The organism is Streptomyces sp. SCA2-17, assembly GCF_044336695.1.
This window is the reverse complement of record NZ_CP117521.1, coordinates 2,293,456-2,312,757: the sequence shown is the minus strand read 5'-3', so window position 1 is coordinate 2,312,757 and position 19,302 is coordinate 2,293,456. Positions and strand designations below refer to the sequence as shown.

The following is a 19,302-nucleotide window of genomic DNA, read 5'->3' as shown; positions in this document are numbered from 1 at the left end:
AGGCGGGGCGTCACTTGGCGGAGACGGTGACCTTCTGGTCCTTCTTCAGCTGCCCGAAGAGCTGATTGGCCTTGGCCATGTCCCACTTCACGGCCACGCCGTCGCTCGGGGTGGGCAGGTTCGCGGTGGCGATGGGCACGGTCATCTGCTGCCCGTCGCCGCCCGTGACGCCCTTCATCGCCCAGAACATGTCCATCAGGTCGAACAGCCCCATGTCCTTGTCGACGATGAGCGTGTCGAGGCCCGAGCCGATCACCGGGTAGAGGCGGAAGGGGTTGAGGACGGTCGAGGGCGAGGCGGCCTGCTTCGCGAGCGTGTTCAGGAACTTCTGCTGGTTGCGCATGCGGCCCAGGTCCTGGTCGGCCTCCTGGTGGCGCTGGCGGACGAACGCCAGCGACTGGGCGCCGTTCAGCTCCTGGCAGCCCGCCTTGAAGTCCGCGCCCGAGTCCCGGTCCTTCAGCGGCTTGTCCAGGCACATCTCCACGCCGCCCAGCGCGTCGACCAGGTTGCGGAAGCCGCCGAAGCCGATCTCCGCGTAGTGGTCGATGCGCAGGCCCGTGTTGAACTCGATCGTCTGCGCCAGCAGCTCCGGGCCGCCGTCCGAGTACGCCTGGTTGAGCTTGTGGGTGGACTTCGGGAACTGCTTGCCGGACTTCTGGCCCGTGAAGGCGGGGATGGTGACCCACGAGTCGCGCGGCAGGCTCAGCATCGTGGTGCCGTTGTCGCCCGTGTGCAGGATCATCATCGAGTCGGTGCGCTTGCCGTCCGCCGACCCCGTGTGCAGTTCCTTCTTGTCCTCGTCCGAGAGGCCCTCGCGGCTGTCGGAACCGACGATCAGGTAGTTCGTGCCCTCGCCGCCCGCCGGCCGCTCCTTGACCTTGCTCAGGTCCACCTCGGTGCGGAGCTTCGAATCGGCCCAGAAGTACGTGCCGACCGAGACCGCGAGCAGCACGGCGAGGAAGGTCACCAGGCCGACCGTGATGCGCTTGCGCCAGTTCGGGCGGGTGGTGCGCGGGGGGCGGCCGCCGGTGCCGGGACCGCCCGGGCCTCCCGGACCGCCCGGTCCGTTCGGGGCGCCGCGGCCGTAGACCTGTCCGGTGTTGTATCCGTCACCGTCGTGGCGGCCGTAGCCGTCACCGGGACCGCCCTGGCCGACGACGCGGTGACCGCCGGCGACCGGCGCCCCGTCGTAGCCCTGGGGCGGGCTGTACTGCTGCGGCGGCGCGGGACGCCGCCGCACGTGCGGCATGGCGCGCGCACCCTCGGGCTCCGCGCCCGCGCTGCCGCGCCCGTGCGCCTGCCGACGGTCCTCGCTCCGCCCACCGGGCCAATCGCTCATGCAGGAAGTGTGCCCCCTGGGCGAACGGACCGGCCGGTCGGCTACGTGTTCGGGGCGTGCCTGTTGCAGACCTGATGCAATCCTCCAGGCCGCACGCACCCGGCATACAGTGGTGGACATGACCATTCAGGACCGGAGCCCGGAGCAGATAGCCGGCAAGCCGACCTCCGCCGCCCGCACGACGCTCTCGCACATCATGACGGGCAGCGACACCAATCTGCTGGGCACCGTCCACGGCGGCGTGATCATGAAGCTGGTGGACGACGTCGCCGGCGCCGTCGCCGGCCGGCACTCCGGGGGCCCCGCGGTCACCGCCTCCATGGACGAGATGGCCTTCCTGGAGCCGGTCCGGGTGGGCGACCTCGTCCATGTGAAGGCCCAGGTGAACTGGACCGGGCGGTCCTCCATGGAGGTCGGCGTCCGGGTGCTCGCCGAGCGCTGGAACGAGTCGACGCCGGCGGTCCAGGTCGGCAGTGCGTACCTCGTCTTCGCGGCCGTCGACGAGAACGGGAAGCCGCGGGCCGTGCCGCCGGTGCTCCCCGAGACGGAGAAGGACCGGCGCCGCTACCAGGAGGCCCAGATCCGCCGCACGCACCGGCTGGCGCGCCGCCGGGCGATCAAGGAGCTGCGGGACGCGCGGGCCGCCGAGGGCATCGAGGACTGACCCCGCTCACGCCCCGCTCCCACCGCCGGTCACGCCCCGCTCACACCAGGCTCCTCTCCGGGCACAGCACCTTGTCCCCGGACACCGCCCCCGGGCGCGGGGCCTGCGGCTTCACCGGGCCTCCGGGGCTCACCGGGCTCACGGTCCTGAAGTCCGTCCCCACCGTCACCTTCATCAGCGGGCCCTGCCCCGCCACCGGCCGCAGCTCCGCGTCCGGCAGGGCCGACGCCAGCGTCCGGACCGCGTGGTCCCAGCGCGGGTCGTACTGGATCACCGTGCGCCGCACCGCCGGCCCCGGCGCGTCCGCGGGCTGCCCGGTCGTGGCGAAGCCCATGGCCCGCAGCGCGCGGTCCGTCTCCCCCGCGAGGCCCCGCCGGCCGGAGCCGTTGTAGACCTGGATGCGGATCTGCCCCGGCGCCGCCTGCGACGGCAACGGCGACGGCGCGGGGGAGGCCGGGAGCGCGGGCCCCGGTACGGGCGGCTTCGCGTCGTGGGCCTGCCGCTGCGGCCGGGCCGACAGCGGGAGGTCCTCCCGTACGGCTTCGAAGAGCCGCCCGGCCGCGGCGTCGTCCCACTTCACCGTCGAGCCGACCCGCGGCACGGGATGGTTCGCGGAGATCACCGGCACCGACACGAACTCCGCCGACGCCGGCGAGAGGTTCTTCATCGCCCGGCCGAGCCCGATCAGCGTTTCCCCGTCGAAGCCCCGGTCCGCCCGTACGGAGTCCAGCAGCGTCGCGGCGAGCTGCTGGAACTTCACGGGGTTCAGCAGCGCCCCGCCGTCCGTCGCCGTGTGCAGCAGCGCGGCCAGGAAGCGCTGCTGCCGCTGCATCCGGCCCAGGTCGGAGGCCCCGTCGAGGTGGCGGGAGCGGACGTACTGGAGGGCCTGCCCGCCGTTGAGGGTGCTCGTGCCGGGCGGCAGGTCGAGCCCGCTGTACGGGTCCTTCAGCGGCCGCGCCGAGCACACCTGCACGCCGCCCACCACGTCCACGGTCTTCATGAAGCTCGTGAAGTCGACCTCCAGGTAGTGATCCATGTGCACGCCGGTGAGCTGCTCCACGGTCCGTACGGTGAGCCCGGGCCCGCCCTCGGCGTAGGCGGCGTTCAGCTTCTGCGGGTGGGCGGGGCGCGGCCGGCCCGCCCGGTCGACGTGCGCGGGGATCTCGGCGTAGCTGTCGCGCGGCAGGCTGATCACGGAGACCCGGTCGCGGGCGGCGGACAGGTGCAGCAGCATCACCGTGTCCGTGCAGTGGCAGGCCGCACCGCCCAGGTGGTAGCGCTCCCGCTCCGCGGGGTCGATCCGGTCCCGGGCGTCGGTGCCCACGAGCAGGATGTTCATGCCCTTGCTGGCCGCGACGGGAGGCCGGTTCGACAGGCCGCGGAAGGGGTCCACCCGGTCGATGCGGTGGTCGATGCCCGTCACCACCACGTGCCCGAGGCCGCTCGCCGCCAGGACGACCGTCGCGCCGCACACGGCGAGGCGCAGCCCCCAGCGCGGCCGGCGGGGCGCGCCGTGGCGGGCCCGGCCGGGGGAGGTGCTCGGGTCCGGTGCGGTCATGGCGGGCCTCCACGGCGGACGACGGGGCGGGCAGGACGGGCAGGCGGCCGGAACCGGCGCCCGGGCCGGACCGGCCGGACGGGCCGGACAAGCCGGAACAGGGAGGGCAAACGTAGGTCAATACGATCAGCAGTCCGCGTGTCCACGCCGTCCGGAGGCCCGCTGCCACCCGGGCGGGAGCGTCCGTTCCGCCATTAGCGGTAACGTGACGGACGACTCCGTCGGCTTCCCCCATCCGTCCGGGGGGACCCCGTATCCCCGAGGAACCATGTCCGAACAGCAGCCGCCCGCCGTTTCCGTGATCATGCCGGTGCTCAATGAGGAGCGGCATCTGCGCACGTCAGTGCGGCACATCCTGGAGCAGGACTATGCCGGCGAGCTGGAGGTGGTGATCGCCCTCGGCCCGTCGACGGACCGTACGGACGAGATCGCCGCCGAGCTCGTGCGCGAAGACCCGCGGGTCCATACGGTGCCGAACCCCACCGGCCGGACGCCCGCCGCCCTCAATGCCGCGATCAAGGCGTCCCGCCACTCGATCGTGGTGCGCGTGGACGGTCACGGCATGCTGTCGCCGAACTACATCGCGACGGCCGTGCGCCTGCTCGAAGAGACGGGTGCGCAGAACGTCGGCGGCATCATGCACGCCGAGGGGGAGAACGCCTGGGAGCAGGCCGTCGCCGCGGCGATGACCTCGAAGATCGGCGTCGGCAACGCCGCGTTCCACACCGGTGGCGCCGCCGCCCCGGCCGAAACCGTGTATCTGGGCGTCTTCCGGCGCGAGGCGCTGGAGCAGCAGGGCGGCTACAACGAGGAGTTCATCCGCGCCCAGGACTGGGAGCTGAACTTCCGGATCCGTGAGGCGGGCGGGCTGATCTGGTTCTCGCCGGAGCTGAAGGTCTCCTACCGGCCGCGGCCGAGCGTGAGGGCGCTGGCCAAGCAGTACAAGAACTACGGCCGCTGGCGCCACGTCGTGGCCCGCTACCACCAGGGCTCGATCAACCTGCGCTACCTCGCCGCGCCGACCGCCGTCGTGGCCATCGCCGCGGGCGTCGTGGTGGGCGCCGCGGTCACCCCGTGGGGCCTGGTCGTGCCGGCCGGCTACCTGGCGGCGATCACCGCCGGTTCGGTGCCCGCGGGCAAGGGCCTGCCGCTGAAGGCGCGGGCGCAGATCCCGGTCGCGCTGGCCACGATGCACATGTCGTGGGGGTTCGGCTTCCTGACCAGCCCGCGGTCGCTGGCGAAGAAGGTCATCGCCAGCCGCCGGGAGCCGGTGCGCTCCGCCTGACCACGCTCCGCCGAAGGGCCGGACGCACCCGTCCGGCCCTTCACGCGCATCCAGCAGCGATGCGGCTCAGAAACGATTCAGCGAGTTCACCTTCATGCAGGCGGAGGTGTCGTTGCCGTTGAGCGGGTCCGAGCTCTCGGGGGCCTTGTCGTCGGCCTCCTTCTTCGGCTTGTCGTCCTTGGGGCCGTCCTCGCCCTGAGCCTTGTCGCCGCTGGGCTTCCCGGCCTTCGTGCCCTTGCCGTCCTTCGCGCCCTTGCCGTCCGACGCGGCGGTGTCCTCGGCCTTCGGGTACGTGGTCCCCTTGCGCCAGTCCCCGCCGATCACCAGCGTCAGCCCGTCGACCGCGGTGGACATCCGCACCGCCCGCTCCGGCAGCCCGAGGGCCTTGGCCAGCGCTTCGGCGTCGGCGCGCTGGGACGTCTTCGCGTAGCTGAGCGTCGTGTCGGCCTGGGCGCGCGGCGTCGAGTCCGAGGTGGCCTTGGTGAAGCCCTGCTCGACGAGCGCCGCGGCGATGTCGGCTCCCCGGCCGGTGACGACGGGCTGGGTGGCGGTGCCGGTGCCGTTGAAGACCGTCACCGCGATGGAGCCCTTGGGCGAGGCCGGCGCGGAGGGACCTGCGCCCTTGTCGTTCTTCTTCGGGTCCTTGCCGTCGAGCGCGATGTCCCGGCGGACGAGCGAGAACAGCTGCTCCGCGTCGCCCGGCTTGGGGATGACGTGCGCGTCCGGGTCCCACGGGTCGGACACCCACGGCATGGTGGTCATGGTGATCCGGCCGGACGGCACGCGCTTGATGTCGTCGGCGAGGTCGTAGAGCTTCTTGACCGAGCCGAGGTCCTTGTCGACGGTGAGCGCCTTGGTGGCGGCCTCGGCGAGGTCGGTGAGCTTGTCCGGGTCGCTGAGCTTGGTGCCGGCCTTGAGCTGGCGGACCATCGCGTTCATGTACATGTGCTGGGCGTGGGTGCGGCCGATGTCGCTGCCGTCCTCGAAGCCGTGGCGCGTGCGCAGCCACTGCAGGGCCTGCTCGCCCTTGACGTTGTGGGTGCCCTTCTCCAGGCGCAGCCCGGACAGCTTGTCGTAGACGTTGTTGTCCACGCAGACCGGGACGCCGCCGACGGCGTCGGCCATGCTCACCACACCCGAGAAGTCGATCATCATGAAGTGGTCGATGGGGACGCCGGTGAGCTCTTCCCAGGCGGCGACGGTGCAGCCGGGGCCGCCGTTCATCAGGCTGGTGTTGATGATCTGCCGGTTCGTCTCCTTGTAGACCGTTCCGTCCGCGGGGTCGGTGCACTTGGGGATCGTGACCCGGGTGTCGCGCGGGACGCTGATGACCGACATGTTGCTGCGGTCGGCCGAGACGTGGACGAGCATCTGCACGTCGGCGAGCGGCTTGCGGTCGGCGTCCTCGCGGGCGCCGCCGAGGGCGACGTTCTCCGGCGAGTTACGGCTGTCGGAGCCGAGGAGCAGGATGTTCAGCGGGCGCTGACCCGCGGCGTTGGCGGCGCTGCGGTCGAGCCGCTTGTCGCCGAGGTTGAGCGCGTCCTTCTTCAGGTTGCCGTTGAGGTGCTGGTAGTAGAGGTAGCCCGCGGCGGAGGTGCCGAGGACGAGGACCGCGAGGCAGAGCGCGGCCCAGCGGGCTATTCGGGCGGCGCGGGCCCGCCGCCCGAGCGGAGGCCTGGCCCCGGCGGCTTCTTCGCCCGGCTTCTCGTCCTTGCCGGGCTTCCCGCCTTTGCCGGCCTGCGCGCCCTTCCCGGCACTCCCGGCGTCCCCGGTCTCTTCTCTCCCCGCCTCCTCCGACGGGTCGGCCCCGTCGGAGGCAGGTGCGCCGGTGCCGTCCTTCTCGCGTGCCCCCGGCACGCTCTTGCGCGCCCGCGGCCCCCGCACACTGTTCTGCCGCATCAGGTCTCCCCTAGGTGGTGCGTCCGGCCCGATGGGCAGGCGTGTGGTCTCTCGTCTATCGGCGCGCGCCGACCGGCGCGCGCGGCAGGGCCGGCCTGCGGTTCAACAGGCCGGCCGTCCGATAGTGAGATGCATCTGGACGGTACCTGGGTTCACTTGGCGCAGATGTTCTTGTCGTCCGCTTCGACCCTTTGGATGTCCTCCGGCGCCTTTGCGGGCGCCTCGACGTGGACCGGGGTGCCCGCCGCCTTGAAGTCCGAGCCCAGCGTGAGGGTCATCTCGGCCGGGGCGGTGGTGGCGGAGCTCTGCTTGAGCGCGTCGGCGGACAGGCCCATCACGTCGGCGAGGCGGCGCGCCTGGTCGGCCTGGGCCGGCGCGAACTCCAGGACCGTCTTGTCGACCTTCTTGCCGCCGGGGGCGTTGCCGCCGTTGCTGCTGCGGACGACGCCCTTGCTGTTCTGCATCCAGCTGACGGCCTCCTGGGCCGCGCCCATCCGGCCGCTGCCGTTGAGCACCTTGACCCGGACGGCCGCGGGCGCCGAGCGCGGGCCCTGGAGCAGGGCGGCCTGCTTGGCGTCGGCCTGCTCCTGCTCCTTCTTCTCCTTCTCCTTCACCTCGGTGAGGGAGACGTCCTGACGGACCATCGCGAACAGCGGCTCGGCCTTCGGCTTGTCGAGGACGACGGTCTTGTGGTTCTTGCCCTCGGCGGGGTTGTCGACGACGGGGACGGTCGCGAAGGTGATGTTCTTGAGGTTGACCCGGCTGAGGTCCTTCGCCAGCCTGGTCAGGTCGCTGACGGACCCTATGCCGGAGTCGACGGTCAGTGACTTCGTCGCCGCGTCACCCAGGTTGTAGAGCTTCTTGGGGTTGGTGAAGGTGTCGTCCGACTTCATCTCGCGGATCATCGAGCTCAGGAACTGCTGCTGGAGCTTGATGCGGTCCAGGTCGCTCTCGAAGCCGACGCTGTGCCGGGTGCGGACGAACGCGAGCGCGTCCTCGCCCTCGATCTTGTGCCGGCCCTTGCTGAGCTTGAGGTGCGACTTGGGGTCGTTGATGTCCTTGGCCAGGCACACCTCGACGCCGCCGACCGCGGACGACATCTTCTTGACGGCGTTGAAGTCGGCCATCATGAAATGAGTGACCTTCAGGCCCGTGAGCTGCTCGACGGTCCGCCAGGTGCAGCCGGGGTCGCGCTCCTCCTGGCCCAGGCTCTCGTTGAAGCGGACGCCCTTCGAGCCGGGAATGCTCTTGGTCGTCCCGTCCTTCTTGGTGGTGCACTCCGGGATGTCGGTGATCATGTCGCGCGGGATGGAGAGCGCGGTGGCGTTCGACCGGTCCTCGGAGACGTGGAAGAGGAGCGTGGTGTCGGCGTGGCCGACGCTGCCCTCGTCGCCGTAGCCCTTGTTGCCGTCGCCGTCACGCTTGTCGGTGCCGATGACCAGGATGTTGACGGGGCCCTTGGTGACGGCGCCATTGTTGATGCCGACGTCAACCTTGTTGAGGTTGTTGTTGAAGTGCTCGTAGAGCAGATACGCGCCCAGCGAGCCGCCGACGAGGACGAAGGCGAGCGTGCCGCCGGTCCACAGCAGGACCTTCTTCTTCGTGGACTTCTTCGGCTTGGGCTTGCGCCGGCCCGTCGCGACGGCGGCCTTGGCGGCCGCCGCCCTGCTCCCGGCCTTGGCCCCGGCCTTGCCGTCCGCCGCGGCCCCCGGCTTGGCCGCGGGCGAGCCCCGGCGGCCGGTGGCGCGGGGCCCCGGCACCTCCCGGCGCCCGCCGGGCGCCGTCTTGGAGCGTGCGGCCGTGCCGGAAGAGGCCTTCGAGGACGGCACGAAGGAACTGGCGGAGCTGCCGGGTCCGGTGATCGCCGAAGGGGATGAGCCCGGCCCCGGGGCCGGCTCCGCCCCGTCGGCATGGTCGAGACGCAGCTCGTAGCTGCCGGTTTTGGGGTCGTAGACCCACTGGTCGGCGGGGTCGATACCGCCCGCCCGCCCACGGCCTTGCGCGTCCACGGTCGCTTGAATCCTCCGTCGGTGCCACGCGGCGCCTACCCCCCGAGGCGCTCGGTCACGTCGTCTGTGCAGTGCGCGGTCAGCCCGGCCGTGCGCACCGGATCGCTCACACTATCCGCCCAGTTCAGCGTCAAGCGACGCCGGTGACAAATTCCACTCCCCTACAACTGGGCAATCTGCTCAATCCCTTCGCGCGAACCGGGAAATCTGTTCGTGCGGTTTGAGCGATTCATCCACAGATGCCGCGTGCGGCCGTGGTCCCGTCGTACGTGGGGGGAGTGGTCGGCCGGGGCGAACCGGCGGAGGAGGCCGGTGCGCTCGCATTTGCCGAGAAATTACTACCAGGAGGCACGGCCGTACCGTTCTGCCCACCTGACCCGCGCGGCTCGCGGGGAACGCCCGGCGCTGCCGGACCTGCTGTCCCCCCGGCCCCCGGCATCCACGCCGACCCTCCTGTTCCCCCCGTGCTTCCGCTTCCCGTGGGCCCCTGCGGGCTGCCGGGCCCCTCCTGGCTCCCCTGCCCCGCAGGACCCTCCGTGCCGTCAGGTCCCTCCTCGGCCCCGGGCTTGCCGGCCCCCGGCCGCCCGCCGCCGGGCTTGGTGTCCCCCGGCTTGTTCTCCGCCGCCCGGACGTTCCCGTTCACCGACACCGGCCGGTCCTCGCGCAGTTGCTTGAAGAGCTGGTCGGCGTCCGGCTGCACCAGTTCGTCCCGGTTGGGGTTGTACGGGTACGGGCGGCGCGGCACCGTCAGGAACTGCGCCCGGTCGCTCGGGACGGTCCGCACGGTGCGCACCAGGTCGTACATCTTCCGCAGCGAGTCGAGCCCGGAGTCCGTGGTGAGCGAGGACGTGGCCGCGTCCAGCACCGGGTAGAGCCGGGTGGGGTTGAGCAGCACCCCGTCGCTCTTCATCTCCTTGAACAGGGCGCCCAGGAACTGCTGCTGCCGCCCCATCCGCTCGGTGTCGCTGCCGCCGCCGAGGCTGTAGCGCGCCCGTACGTAGCCCAGGGCCTGCTCGCCGTGCAGGGTCTGCCGGCCGGCGGGCAGTTTCAGTCGCGCCTCCTGGTCGTCGACCGGCTGCTTCAGACACAGCTCGACCCCGTCGACCGCGTCCACCAGCCGCTTGAACCCGTTGAAGTCCAGGATCACGTGGTGGTCGATGCGGATGCCGCTGATCTTCTCGACGGTACGGATCGTGCACGCCGCGCCCGCCTGCTCGTACGCCCAGTTGAACTGCGCGAAGCGCTCGTTCGTCTCCGTGCCGTCCGGCCGCCGGCAGCGCGGGATCATCGACATCAGGTCGCGCGGCAGGCTGACGGCCGTCGAGCTCTTCCGGTCGGCGGCGAGGTGCAGCAGGATCGTGGTGTCCGAGCGCTGGCTGCCCTTGTCCCCGCCGTACTGGCCGTTGCCCGTGCCGCTGCGCGTGTCGGAGCCGATGATCAGGATGTTCTGGGCGCCCTTCACCAGGGCTACGGGGCGCTCCTTCTCCCAGCGCCGCAGCTCGTCCGCCGTCGCCGTGTCCGTGGTGATGTTGCTGTTCAGCTGCTCGTAGAGGAACCAGCCCAGCGCCACCACGGCCAGCACCGTCAGCGCCGTGCCCAGGGCCAGCCAGCGCAGCCAGCGGCGGCGCCGCCGGGGCACGGGCGGCTGCTCGTCCGGCTCCTCGAAGAAGGCGGAGCAGGACGGGGAAGCCGGGGGGCCGGGCCTTCCTGGGCTGTGGGTCACGGCTGCGCTGCGTCCCTCCTGGGGGGAATCCGTACGGACGGCCGTACGGCCGGGGAAGGCCGTACGCCCGTGGCGGTACGGGTCGCGCGGCTCGCAGGCCGGTGGCCGTACGGGTCTCGCGGTCCGTACGGCCGATCATCGCCCGGATGCGGCGGCGCGGCAGCGCCAGAGGGCCGTCAGGGGGCCGTCACGGTGACGCGCTCACTCTCCCGGCGCTTTTCCAGGCCGCCGCCGGAGAGCCGGTCGAGGTGGCGGCACAGCACCACCGACCCGCCCGCGGCCAGCGGCGCGAACAGCCCGGCGGACAGCCCGTCCCAGGTGTCGTAGGGCAGGCCGGACAGCATCCGGGAGTCCGTGCCGAGCCCGTGCTGGAGGGCGTCCGTGCGCGCCCGCTCCACCAGCTCGGCGCCCGTCAGCTCCAGCCCGCCGACGGCGAGCGCGGGGGCGTCCGGGTCGACGGGGGCGTACGGGGCGAAGCGGTCGCCCTGGCTCGGCACCTCGACGGCGTAGTCGGCGAAGCCCGCGGGCGGCTGGGGGAACCGGCCGCCCAGGGGGCGCAGGGCCAGCGCCACGCGCTCGCCCGGGCACCTGCGCGCCTCCTCCAGCGTGTCCGGCCCGCTGACGACGAGGTCCGCGGCGGCCGGGTCGCCGCCGACGTCGGCCAGCACCCCGGCGGAGGAACAGGCCAGCAGCCAGACGGCCGTCTGCCAGTGGGCGGGCAGCAGCAGGGCGACCCGGTCGCCGGGCTCGGCGGCGAGCTCGCCCTGGAGCAGATTGGCGGTCTTCGCCACCCAATTGGCGAAGGTGGCCACGGACAATTCCACGCGCTCGCCGGTGGCGTCGTCGTAGAAGGTCACGAGCGGGCGGGCCGGATCCGCGGAGAGCGCGGATCGCAGCAGGTCGGCGGGGGTGCGATCGGTGGCGTTCATCCGCGTCAGCGTACGCGGCGGCACGGCGGCCGGTCAGCCGGACGGACGACGCCGAAGGGGTGGGTACGCGCACGCGGCGCAGCCCCGCCCCCACTTGACGAATGGACAGATTTATAGGCTTATGTCCAAGATTTTCGTTATGCGTGGAATCCTTGCCTCCTCGACCGTGACCGCCTGCGCCGCCGCCCTCACCCTGCCCTTCCTCGCCGGTCCCTCGGCCGCCACGTCGTCCACCCACGACCCGGACGTCACCGCGCGCTCCGTGCCCGGCAGCACCCAGTCGCTGCCGCTCGTCCCGCTCCGCGGCGCGCACCACGGCGGCGGCCACACCGCGAGCCACAGCAAGAAGCGCTCGTCCGGCCCCGAGCCCACCTCCGCGGAACAGGGCCTGCCCCAGCTGGAGGTCAAGCCGTTCTCGCTGGTCGGCATCGTCTGGGACGACGCCGGCACCGAGCTGCGCGGCCACGCCCAGGTGCGCACCCGCCCCATCGGCAGCAGGGACTGGGCGGACTGGCAGGAGGTCGTCACCCACGACGACGACCGGCCCGACACCGACTCCACCGAGGCCCGCGCCGGGCGGCTGCGCGGCTCCACCGCCCCCCTGTGGGTCGGCGCCTCCGACGCCATCCAGGTGCGCGTGCGCCCCGACGGCGCGAGCGGACGCACCCCCGGCGGCACCCTGCCCTCCGGGATGCGCCTCGAACTGGTCGACCCCGGCGCGGACCGCGCCCGCTCCGCGGCACCGCCCGTCCCCAGCGAGAACGAGCTCGCCGCCTCGGCCGCCAACGTCCCGCTCGCCCCCCTCGGCTCCACCGAGATCCCCGCCCTCGCCAAACCGGCCTCCGAGGGCGACGTCGAGTACACCGGGCCGGGCGACCAGCAGACCCCCGGCCCGGGCGAGCTGGAGACCGACGACGAGGAGGGCGGCTATCCGCTCGACGACTACGACACGGACACCCCCGACCGCCCCGACCGCCCCGGCTCCTCCGACGGCGGCCGCTACGTCGGCCCGCGCCCCCGCATCGTCACCCGCGCCGGCTGGGGCGCCGACGAATCGCTGCGCGAATCCGGCTTCGTCTACACCGGAGCCGTCCGCGCGGCCTTCGTCCACCACACGGCCTCCGGCAACCGCTACTCCTGCTCCCAGTCCGCGTCCGTCATCCGCGGTATCTACCGCTACCACGTTGTGAGCAGCGGCTGGCGGGACCTCGGCTACAACTTCCTCATCGACAAGTGCGGCACCATCTACGAGGGCCGCGCCGGCGGCGTGGCCAGGCCCGTCAAGGGTGCGCACACGCTCGGTTTCAACAGCAACAGCATGGGCATCGCCGTTCTCGGAACGTACGGAACCACCAACCCGTCCACGGCGGCGGTCGACGCGGTGGCGGACCTCACCGCATGGAAGCTCGGGCTGTTCGGCGCCAACCCCGCCGGCACGGCGAGCCTGGTGTCCGGAGGCGGGAATCTGTACAAGAAGGGCACCAAAGTCCGGCTCAAGGCGATCTCCGGGCACCGCGACGGCTTCTCCACGGAGTGCCCCGGCGACCGCCTCTACAGCAGGCTCGGCGGCGCCCGCTCCGTCGCGGCCCGCCTCCAGGGACGCTGACCGGGCGCGGCGGAACCCTCCGGTCTGCATACACTGGCCGCCGATCACGGCCCGGCCCCAGCAGGAAGCAGAGACGAATCCTTGACTAAGACGTCTTCTTCGCCAGAAGCGATCCTCCTGGTCGGCGGCAAGGGAACCCGGCTGCGTCCGCTCACGGTGAACACGCCCAAACCGATGGTGCCGGCGGCGGGCGTCCCCTTCCTGACACACCAGCTGGCGCGGGCCCGCGCGGCGGGCGTGGAGCACATCGTGCTCGCCACGTCCTACCTGGCGGAGGTCTTCGAGCCGTACTTCGGCGACGGCTCCGCCCTCGGCCTCCACCTCGAATACGTCACCGAGGAGGAGCCGCTCGGCACCGGCGGCGCCATCCGCAACGTCGCCTCCCGGCTGCACTCCGGGCCGGACGACCCCGTCCTGATCTTCAACGGGGACATCCTCACGGGCCTGGACATCGAGGCCCTGGTGCGCACGCACCGCACCGCGGACGCGGACGTCTCCCTGCACCTCACGCGGGTGGCGGACCCCCGGGCGTTCGGCCTGGTCCCCACCGACGGGACGGGCAGGGTGACAGCGTTCCTGGAGAAGCCCCAGACGCCCGAGGAGATCGTCACCGACCAGATCAACGCGGGCGCGTACGTCTTCAACCGCTCGGTGATCGACAGCATCCCCGCGGACCGCCCGGTCTCGGTCGAGCGCGAGACGTTCCCCGGCCTGCTGGCGGCGGGGGCGCACCTGCAGGGCATGGTCGACTCGACGTACTGGCTGGACCTCGGCACGCCGCAGGCCTTCGTCCGCGGCTCGGCCGACCTGGTCCTGGGCCGGGCCCCGTCGCCGGCGGTCCCCGGCCGCTGCGGCGACCGCCTGGTCCTGGACACGGCCGACGTCGCGCCGGACGCCAAGCTGACGGGCGGCACGGTCGTCGGCGCGGGCGCGCGCGTGGAGCCGGGCGCCCTCGTGGACGGCTCGACGGTCCTCGACGGCGCGGTCGTCGAGGCGGGCGCGCAGATCCGCGACTCGCTGGTGGGCGCGGGCGCGCGCATCGGGGCGCGCACGGTGCTGGACGGCGCGGTGATCGGCGACCGGGCGCACGTCGGGGCGGACAACGAGCTGCGGGCGGGAGCCCGCATCTGGTGCGAGGCGCGGATCCCGGCGGGAACGATCAGGTTCTCGTCGGACCAGTAAGGGACGAAGCGGCCCTAACCGGGCGGGTCGCCGGACGTACCCTGGCCTGATGGCGACCCGCACATGGACCCCACCGGCCCCGTACGACATGGGGCGCACCTTGGGCGTCCTCGCGCGCGGTCCGGGCGACCCCGCCTACCGCGTGGATCCGGACGGCTCCGTCTGGCGGGCCAGCCGTACGCCGGAGGGCCCCGGCACGCTCCACCTGACCAGCGGGCGGGGCCGCGTCCACGCGGAGGCGTGGGGCCCCGGCGCGGAGTGGCTCCTGGAGACGCTCCCGGCCCTCCTGGGCGCCGGCGACGACCCGGACGCCTTCACGCCCCGCCACCGCCTGGTCCACGAGGCGCACCGCCGCCACCAGGGCCTCAGGCTGACCCGTACGGGCCTGGTCCTGGAATCGCTGATCCCCTCGGTCCTGGAACAGAAGGTCACGGCCGACGAGGCGTACCGGGCCTGGCGCCTCCTCCTCCACCAGCACGGCGAACCGGCACCGGGCCCGGCCGCCCGGATGCGCGTGATGCCCAGTGCGCGTACCTGGGCGATGATCCCGTCCTGGGACTGGCACAAGGCGGGCGTGGACGGCAAACGGGCGGCGACGATCGTCCGGGCGGCCCGGGTGGCGGCACGTCTGGAGGAGGCGGCCGCCATGGACGACGCGCAAGCATCGAGACGCCTGCAAGCGGTCCCGGGCATCGGTCCGTGGACGGCGGCTGAGACGCTCCAGCGCAGCAACGGCTCACCGGACGCCGTCACGGTGGGCGACCTCCACCTCCCCAAGGTGATCGGCTACGCCCTGACGGGCGCCAGAGGCACGGACGACGAGGCCATGCTGGAACTCCTCACCCCGTACGAGGGCCAGCGCCACAGGGCGTGCCGCCTGATCCTCCTCACCAGCGTGAGACCACCCCGCAGGGCGCCACGCTTCGAGGTGAACGACATCAGGGCGCTCTGACAGGGCGGACGGCGGGGAGGCCGCCGACGCAGCAGCGCCCTGCGAGGAGAGCGCTGGGGCTGACGACGGCGGGAGGGGGCCGGGGGCGCAGGGGCAGGGTCCCTGGACGCTGACGTGTATTTGTGGCGCCAAGTGCGGGGCAAGGACACGCAGGGGCGAGGGGCGCCGTAAATATACGGTCCAGGGACCCTGCCCCGGAGCCGCCGGCACCCGGCCCCGAACGACGACCGCGCCCCGAACGACGACCGCGCCCCGAAACGAACTACCGCACCGAGATGAACGAGGACGCGACCCGAGCCGGCCGTTCCCGCGGCGGAGCCGCCGCGTGCCCCACCGCCACCGCCCCCATCGGATCCCACCCCTCCGGCAGCGCCAGCACCTCCCGCACCACATCGCGGCAGAACATCGTCGAAGAGATCCACGCCGACCCGAGCCGCTCCCCGGCCAGCGCCACGAGAAAGTTCTGCACGGCCGCGCCCGCCGCGACGACGAACATCTCCCGCTCGGAAGCGTTCCGCCGCGCGTCCCGGTACGTGTGGGACCCGTCCATCACCAGACAGGGCACCACCAGATAGGGCGCGTTCCGCAGCACATCCCCCCGCCGGACCCGCTTGGCGATGCTCTCCTCGCTGAACCCGTCCCCCCGCAGGTCGGCGATCCACGCCTCCCGCATCGCGTCGAGCAGCCGCACCCGCGCCTCCGCGGACTCCAGCAGCACGAACCGCCAGGGCGTCGTGTGATGCGGGGCAGGCGCGGTAATGGCAGCGGCGACGGCCCGCCGCACGGCGGCACCGTCAACGGGCTCGTCGGTGAACTCGCGCACGGTGCGCCTCAAGGTCACGGCTTCCCGTACGGCCTCGGAGGTCCCGAGCCGGAACATGTCGTCGGCGGCGGACCGCACCAGCGCACGCGCCCCGGAGCCGTCCTCACCCACTACGTGAGGCAACCCGCGCACCACAGCAACGGGCAGCCCGGAGACCTTCCCCTTCACAAGGTCCCCGGCAGCGGCAAGCTCGTCCGCCGTGGCGACGACGGTCACGTTCAGCGGATTGCCGTGCGCGTCGACACCGCCCCGCAGGTCGTCCAGCACCCGCACCCCGGCCGCGCCGATGGCGATGTCGGTGAGCCCGCTGCGCCAGGGCCGCCCGGACGTATCGGTCACCACGACGCCCACCTCGACACCGAGCGCCTCCCGCAGCCCTTCCCGCAGCGCGCGGGCGGACGCATCGGGGTCCTCGGGCAGCAGCAGCACCGTCCCGGCGGCGGTGTTGGACGCGTCGACGCCGGCAGCGGCCATCACCAGGCCCTGCCGGTTCTCGACGATGCGCAGGGTGCCGCGCCGTGCGACGACCCGTACGGTCTCGGCGTCTATGGCCGCCTCGCGGTCGTCGGCCCGGACGATCCGGCCTTCCGCCTTGCTGACGATCTTCGAGGTGACGAGGAGGACGTCGCCGTCGGCGAGGCCGGGCAGGCCCTCGCCCGTGACGGCCGTGGCGAGGATCTTGACGAGGTCGTCACCGGCCTGCACCTCGGGAATGCCGGGCACGGCCCAGACCCGGTACTCGGGGGACTCACCCCCGGCCGCCGCCGGGCTCACGCCCGCACCTCCTCGGCCAGCGCCAGCGCCTCCGCGGCCATGGCGGCCGTGGCCTCGGTGTCCGTCATCATCAGCGGCACGGCCCGGCACCGGATGCCCGCGGCCTCGACCTTCTCGACGGCGCCGGCGTCGACGGTGTCGACCAGCCAGCCGTCGAGCAACCCGGAGCCGTAGTGCCCGGCGACGGCCGCGGCGGTGGACTCCACGCCGACGGCGGCGAGCACCTTGTCGGCCATGCCGCGCACGGGCGCGTCCCCGACGATGGGGGAGAGGCCGACGACGGGCGCGGAGGCGCCGGCGACGGCCTCGCGGATCCCGGGCACGGCGAGCACGGTGCCGATGCTGACGACGGGGTTGGACGGCGGGAAGAGGATGACGTCGGCGGCGGCGATCGCCTCCAGGACGCCGGGCGCGGGCTTGGCCTGCTCGGCGCCTACGGGGATGATCGCGTGCGCGGGCACGCCGGCCCGCAGCCGCACCCAGTACTCCTGGAAGTGCACGGCCTTGCGCGAGGGAGCCCCGGCGTCGGGATCGTCGATCAGAACGTGCGTCTCGACCCGGTCGTCACTCATGGGAAGCAGCCGCACCCCGGGCTGCCACCGCTCGCACAGCGCCTCGGTCACGGCGCTCAGCGGATACCCGGCGCCGAGCATCTGCGTGCGGACGATGTGCGTGGCGAAGTCGCGGTCGCCGAGCCCGAACCACTCGGGCCCGACGCCGTACGCCGCGAGCTCTTCCTTGACGGCGAAGGTCTCACCGGCCCGGCCCCAGCCCTGCTCCTCGTGGATGCCGCCGCCGAGGGTGTACATGACGGTGTCGAGGTCGGGGCAGACCTTGAGGCCGAAGAGGTGGATGTCGTCGCCGGTGTTGCCGATGACGGTGATGTCGGCGTCGGGGACTGCTGACTTGAGGCCGCGGAGGAAGCGGGCGCCCCCGATTCCACCGGCCAGAACGACGATGCGCTGCGTAGGCATAGGCGACAGTCTGTCAGCTGGGTACGACACCCCTGACGGGGGTCACCGACACCGCAGCCCTCAAGCCCCCGGCCCGCATGGGCATCTCAGTGAGCCCCGGCGAGTACACGTGCAGACTGACCGCCGGCGCGAGGGAGTCGTTGACGATCTCATGAGCGTATCCGGGCGCGAAGACGCGCTGCGCTCCGGCGCGCAGCACCCGACGCGCGCCGCCGGACGTCGCGGCGCTTCCGGTGATCTCGGTCAGCTCACCCTCGAGGACGGTCAGCACCCCGGAGGAGGGGCCGTGGTCGTGGGCCCCGCTGCCCTGTCCGGGCACCCAGCTCAGGAGCCACACCTCGTAGCCGGGGCCGACGCGGAGGCGGTGGTACCAGCGGCTGGTGGCGTCGTACTGGACGAGGTGGGCCCAGGAGGCGCGGTCGGCGGCGACGGAGCGGGCGAGCCCGGCGAACTCGGCGACGGTGCGCGGGTGGGCGGGCGCGGGCGGCATGAGGTGGGGGATGGCGAGCGGGTCGCCGGCGATCTGGACGTCGCTGTTCATGTGCGGAGGTTCCTCGGCGGGAGTGAGGGGAGCGCGTGACGGGCGGAGCGTGGGCGCCCGGAGCTGGGGGTGGCGCAAGGGCGCGGTGCAGCGTGGGCGCACCGCGGACGGCCGGGATGTGGCCGCGCGGGGCGCGGAGAGGTTCAGCCGGAGCTCTGAGGCGTCGACGGCATCAACAGCTGGAACAGCGACAGCGAGCCTGCACGGCGCAGCGGGACCCGTAGCTACGGGTCAGGCTGAGGGCGGCGTTCACTGGCATGCCCACCACGGTGACGGGCCCGGACACGTTGTGTCAACCGCATGTCCCATTTGGGGGCAATGTTTCACCTCATCCGGTAACTGTGGGTGCTCCAAGGTTTGCGGGGGTGTGACCATGGACAGGTGGCGCTCCGACCGGGCCGCAAACATCGTTCGGCCGGACGGTGCAACGGGATTGCCGCGCGTGACGTCCTCTCCTTACGGGGGGAACGGGGTGGCCGTGGCCCGATGGAAGTGGCGCAGAGGGGTCTGTCCGGACTTGTAATCTTTTGGACACTTTCTGCTTGGCTTTGGTTCCGCAGAGTGAATAAGGGGCCCAATAGCAGATCTCGGCTTGACTGGCCCGGATCGGCACACTTGTAATTTCACCCGTGTCGTTCTGCCGTAGTTGATGAAGGCGGCGACGCGGGGACGTAAATGACAGACGAGGGGCGCACATGACCGAGCTGTTTCAGCAACTGCTGGTCGAGGAGGCGGACGAGGAGCTCGGCTGGCAAGAGCGCGCGCTGTGCGCTCAGACCGATCCCGAGTCCTTCTTCCCCGAGAAGGGCGGATCCACGCGGGAGGCGAAGAAGGTCTGCCTCGCCTGCGAAGTCCGCTCGGAATGCCTTGAATATGCCCTTGCCAATGACGAGCGCTTCGGCATCTGGGGCGGCCTGTCCGAGCGCGAGCGGCGCCGTCTCAAGAAGGCGGCGGTCTGAGCTTCCGATAGGCCTGCGTGGGGACTGCGAGCCCATAGAGCATACAGGTCGGACAATCACCTCTATTGGTTTCGGTGATTCCAGG

15 protein-coding genes are annotated in these 19,302 nt (G+C 72.2%); 6 read left to right on the top strand and 9 right to left on the bottom strand.

The features are described 5' to 3' along the window. Positions 1–10: 10 nt before the first annotated feature. Positions 11–1,339, bottom strand: coding sequence for an LCP family protein (locus PS271_RS10245; protein WP_398381646.1), 1,329 nt, complete (start codon positions 1,337–1,339; stop codon positions 11–13). Positions 1,340–1,457: 118 nt separating this feature from the next. Here PS271_RS10245 and PS271_RS10240 point away from each other — a divergent pair, with 118 nt between their 5' ends. After that, positions 1,458–2,003 (top strand): acyl-CoA thioesterase, encoded by a 546-nt coding sequence (locus PS271_RS10240; RefSeq protein WP_356288925.1) that lies wholly within the window; start codon positions 1,458–1,460, stop codon positions 2,001–2,003. Positions 2,004–2,043: 40 nt separating this feature from the next. Here PS271_RS10240 and PS271_RS10235 read toward each other — a convergent pair whose 3' ends face one another. Next, positions 2,044–3,561: an LCP family protein gene (locus tag PS271_RS10235; RefSeq protein ID WP_398381645.1), complete on the bottom strand. Its 1,518-nt coding sequence runs from the start codon at positions 3,559–3,561 to the stop codon at positions 2,044–2,046. Positions 3,562–3,829: 268 nt separating this feature from the next. Here PS271_RS10235 and PS271_RS10230 point away from each other — a divergent pair, with 268 nt between their 5' ends. Next, positions 3,830–4,846 (top strand): glycosyltransferase family 2 protein, encoded by a 1,017-nt coding sequence (locus tag PS271_RS10230; protein ID WP_398381644.1) that lies wholly within the window; start codon positions 3,830–3,832, stop codon positions 4,844–4,846. A 66-nt stretch (positions 4,847–4,912) separates the two neighbouring features. Here the strand turns inward: PS271_RS10230 and PS271_RS10225 are convergent, their stop codons facing one another. From PS271_RS10225 to PS271_RS10210, 4 genes are all read right to left on the bottom strand, one after another. Beyond that, on the bottom strand, positions 4,913–6,745 hold the full coding sequence (locus PS271_RS10225; protein WP_398381643.1) for an LCP family protein: 1,833 nt from the start codon (positions 6,743–6,745) through the stop codon (positions 4,913–4,915). Between the two features lie 152 nt (positions 6,746–6,897). Beyond that, entirely contained in the window at positions 6,898–8,754 is a 1,857-nt protein-coding gene (locus PS271_RS10220) for an LCP family protein (RefSeq protein ID WP_398381642.1), read from the bottom strand. Positions 8,755–8,983: 229 nt separating this feature from the next. Further along, positions 8,984–10,477: an LCP family protein gene (locus PS271_RS10215; RefSeq protein WP_398381641.1), complete on the bottom strand. Its 1,494-nt coding sequence runs from the start codon at positions 10,475–10,477 to the stop codon at positions 8,984–8,986. Between the two features lie 176 nt (positions 10,478–10,653). After that, positions 10,654–11,406: a TIGR03089 family protein gene (locus tag PS271_RS10210; RefSeq protein ID WP_398381640.1), complete on the bottom strand. Its 753-nt coding sequence runs from the start codon at positions 11,404–11,406 to the stop codon at positions 10,654–10,656. 139 nt (positions 11,407–11,545) lie between these two features. Between PS271_RS10210 and PS271_RS10205 the strand changes: the two genes are divergently transcribed. The 3 genes from PS271_RS10205 to PS271_RS10195 all read left to right on the top strand — a co-directional run bounded on the left by PS271_RS10205 (position 11,546) and on the right by PS271_RS10195 (position 15,146). Continuing rightward, positions 11,546–13,012 carry a peptidoglycan recognition protein family protein gene (locus tag PS271_RS10205; protein WP_398381639.1) on the top strand — a complete coding sequence of 489 codons (1,467 nt, stop codon included), beginning with the start codon at positions 11,546–11,548 and terminating at the stop codon, positions 13,010–13,012. An 81-nt stretch (positions 13,013–13,093) separates the two neighbouring features. After that, the gene (manB, locus tag PS271_RS10200; protein WP_398381638.1) at positions 13,094–14,194 is read left to right on the top strand and encodes a mannose-1-phosphate guanylyltransferase; all 1,101 of its coding nucleotides are present in this window, start codon (positions 13,094–13,096) and stop codon (positions 14,192–14,194) included. A 49-nt stretch (positions 14,195–14,243) separates the two neighbouring features. Next, the gene (locus PS271_RS10195; RefSeq protein WP_398381637.1) at positions 14,244–15,146 is read left to right on the top strand and encodes a DNA-3-methyladenine glycosylase family protein; all 903 of its coding nucleotides are present in this window, start codon (positions 14,244–14,246) and stop codon (positions 15,144–15,146) included. A gap of 262 nt (positions 15,147–15,408) precedes the next feature. Here PS271_RS10195 and PS271_RS10190 read toward each other — a convergent pair whose 3' ends face one another. The 3 genes from PS271_RS10190 to PS271_RS10180 are packed head-to-tail and all read right to left on the bottom strand — an operon-like array spanning position 15,409 to position 18,258. Then, complete coding sequence (locus tag PS271_RS10190; protein WP_398381636.1) at positions 15,409–16,743, bottom strand: coenzyme F420-0:L-glutamate ligase; 1,335 nt, start codon at positions 16,741–16,743, stop codon at positions 15,409–15,411. Next, a complete protein-coding gene (gene cofD, locus PS271_RS10185; RefSeq protein WP_398381635.1) occupies positions 16,740–17,717 on the bottom strand; it encodes a 2-phospho-L-lactate transferase in 978 nt (325 codons plus the stop codon). Before cofD ends, PS271_RS10190 begins: the two co-directional genes overlap by 4 nt. Before the next feature lie 13 nt (positions 17,718–17,730). Further along, entirely contained in the window at positions 17,731–18,258 is a 528-nt protein-coding gene (locus tag PS271_RS10180; RefSeq protein WP_398381634.1) for a cysteine dioxygenase, read from the bottom strand. A gap of 695 nt (positions 18,259–18,953) precedes the next feature. On the opposite strand from PS271_RS10180, the gene PS271_RS10175 reads away from it, so the two are divergent. Further along, positions 18,954–19,217, top strand: coding sequence for a WhiB family transcriptional regulator (locus PS271_RS10175; RefSeq protein WP_004952403.1), 264 nt, complete (start codon positions 18,954–18,956; stop codon positions 19,215–19,217). The last annotated feature ends 85 nt before the right edge of the window (positions 19,218–19,302 follow it).

What these genes read in the sequence shown, in the direction of transcription:
- PS271_RS10245 (WP_398381646.1), bottom strand. Translation starts at nt 1,339, where the DNA reads ATGAGCGATTGGCCCGGTGGGCGGAGCGAGGACCGTCGGCAGGCGCAC.
- PS271_RS10240 (WP_356288925.1), top strand. Translation starts at nt 1,458, where the DNA reads ATGACCATTCAGGACCGGAGCCCGGAGCAGATAGCCGGCAAGCCGACC.
- PS271_RS10235 (WP_398381645.1), bottom strand. Translation starts at nt 3,561, where the DNA reads ATGACCGCACCGGACCCGAGCACCTCCCCCGGCCGGGCCCGCCACGGC.
- PS271_RS10230 (WP_398381644.1), top strand. Translation starts at nt 3,830, where the DNA reads ATGTCCGAACAGCAGCCGCCCGCCGTTTCCGTGATCATGCCGGTGCTC.
- PS271_RS10225 (WP_398381643.1), bottom strand. Translation starts at nt 6,745, where the DNA reads ATGCGGCAGAACAGTGTGCGGGGGCCGCGGGCGCGCAAGAGCGTGCCG.
- PS271_RS10210 (WP_398381640.1), bottom strand. Translation starts at nt 11,406, where the DNA reads ATGAACGCCACCGATCGCACCCCCGCCGACCTGCTGCGATCCGCGCTC.
- PS271_RS10205 (WP_398381639.1), top strand. Translation starts at nt 11,546, where the DNA reads ATGCGTGGAATCCTTGCCTCCTCGACCGTGACCGCCTGCGCCGCCGCC.
- PS271_RS10195 (WP_398381637.1), top strand. Translation starts at nt 14,244, where the DNA reads ATGGCGACCCGCACATGGACCCCACCGGCCCCGTACGACATGGGGCGC.
- cofD (WP_398381635.1), bottom strand. Translation starts at nt 17,717, where the DNA reads ATGCCTACGCAGCGCATCGTCGTTCTGGCCGGTGGAATCGGGGGCGCC.
- PS271_RS10180 (WP_398381634.1), bottom strand. Translation starts at nt 18,258, where the DNA reads ATGAACAGCGACGTCCAGATCGCCGGCGACCCGCTCGCCATCCCCCAC.
- PS271_RS10175 (WP_004952403.1), top strand. Translation starts at nt 18,954, where the DNA reads ATGACCGAGCTGTTTCAGCAACTGCTGGTCGAGGAGGCGGACGAGGAG.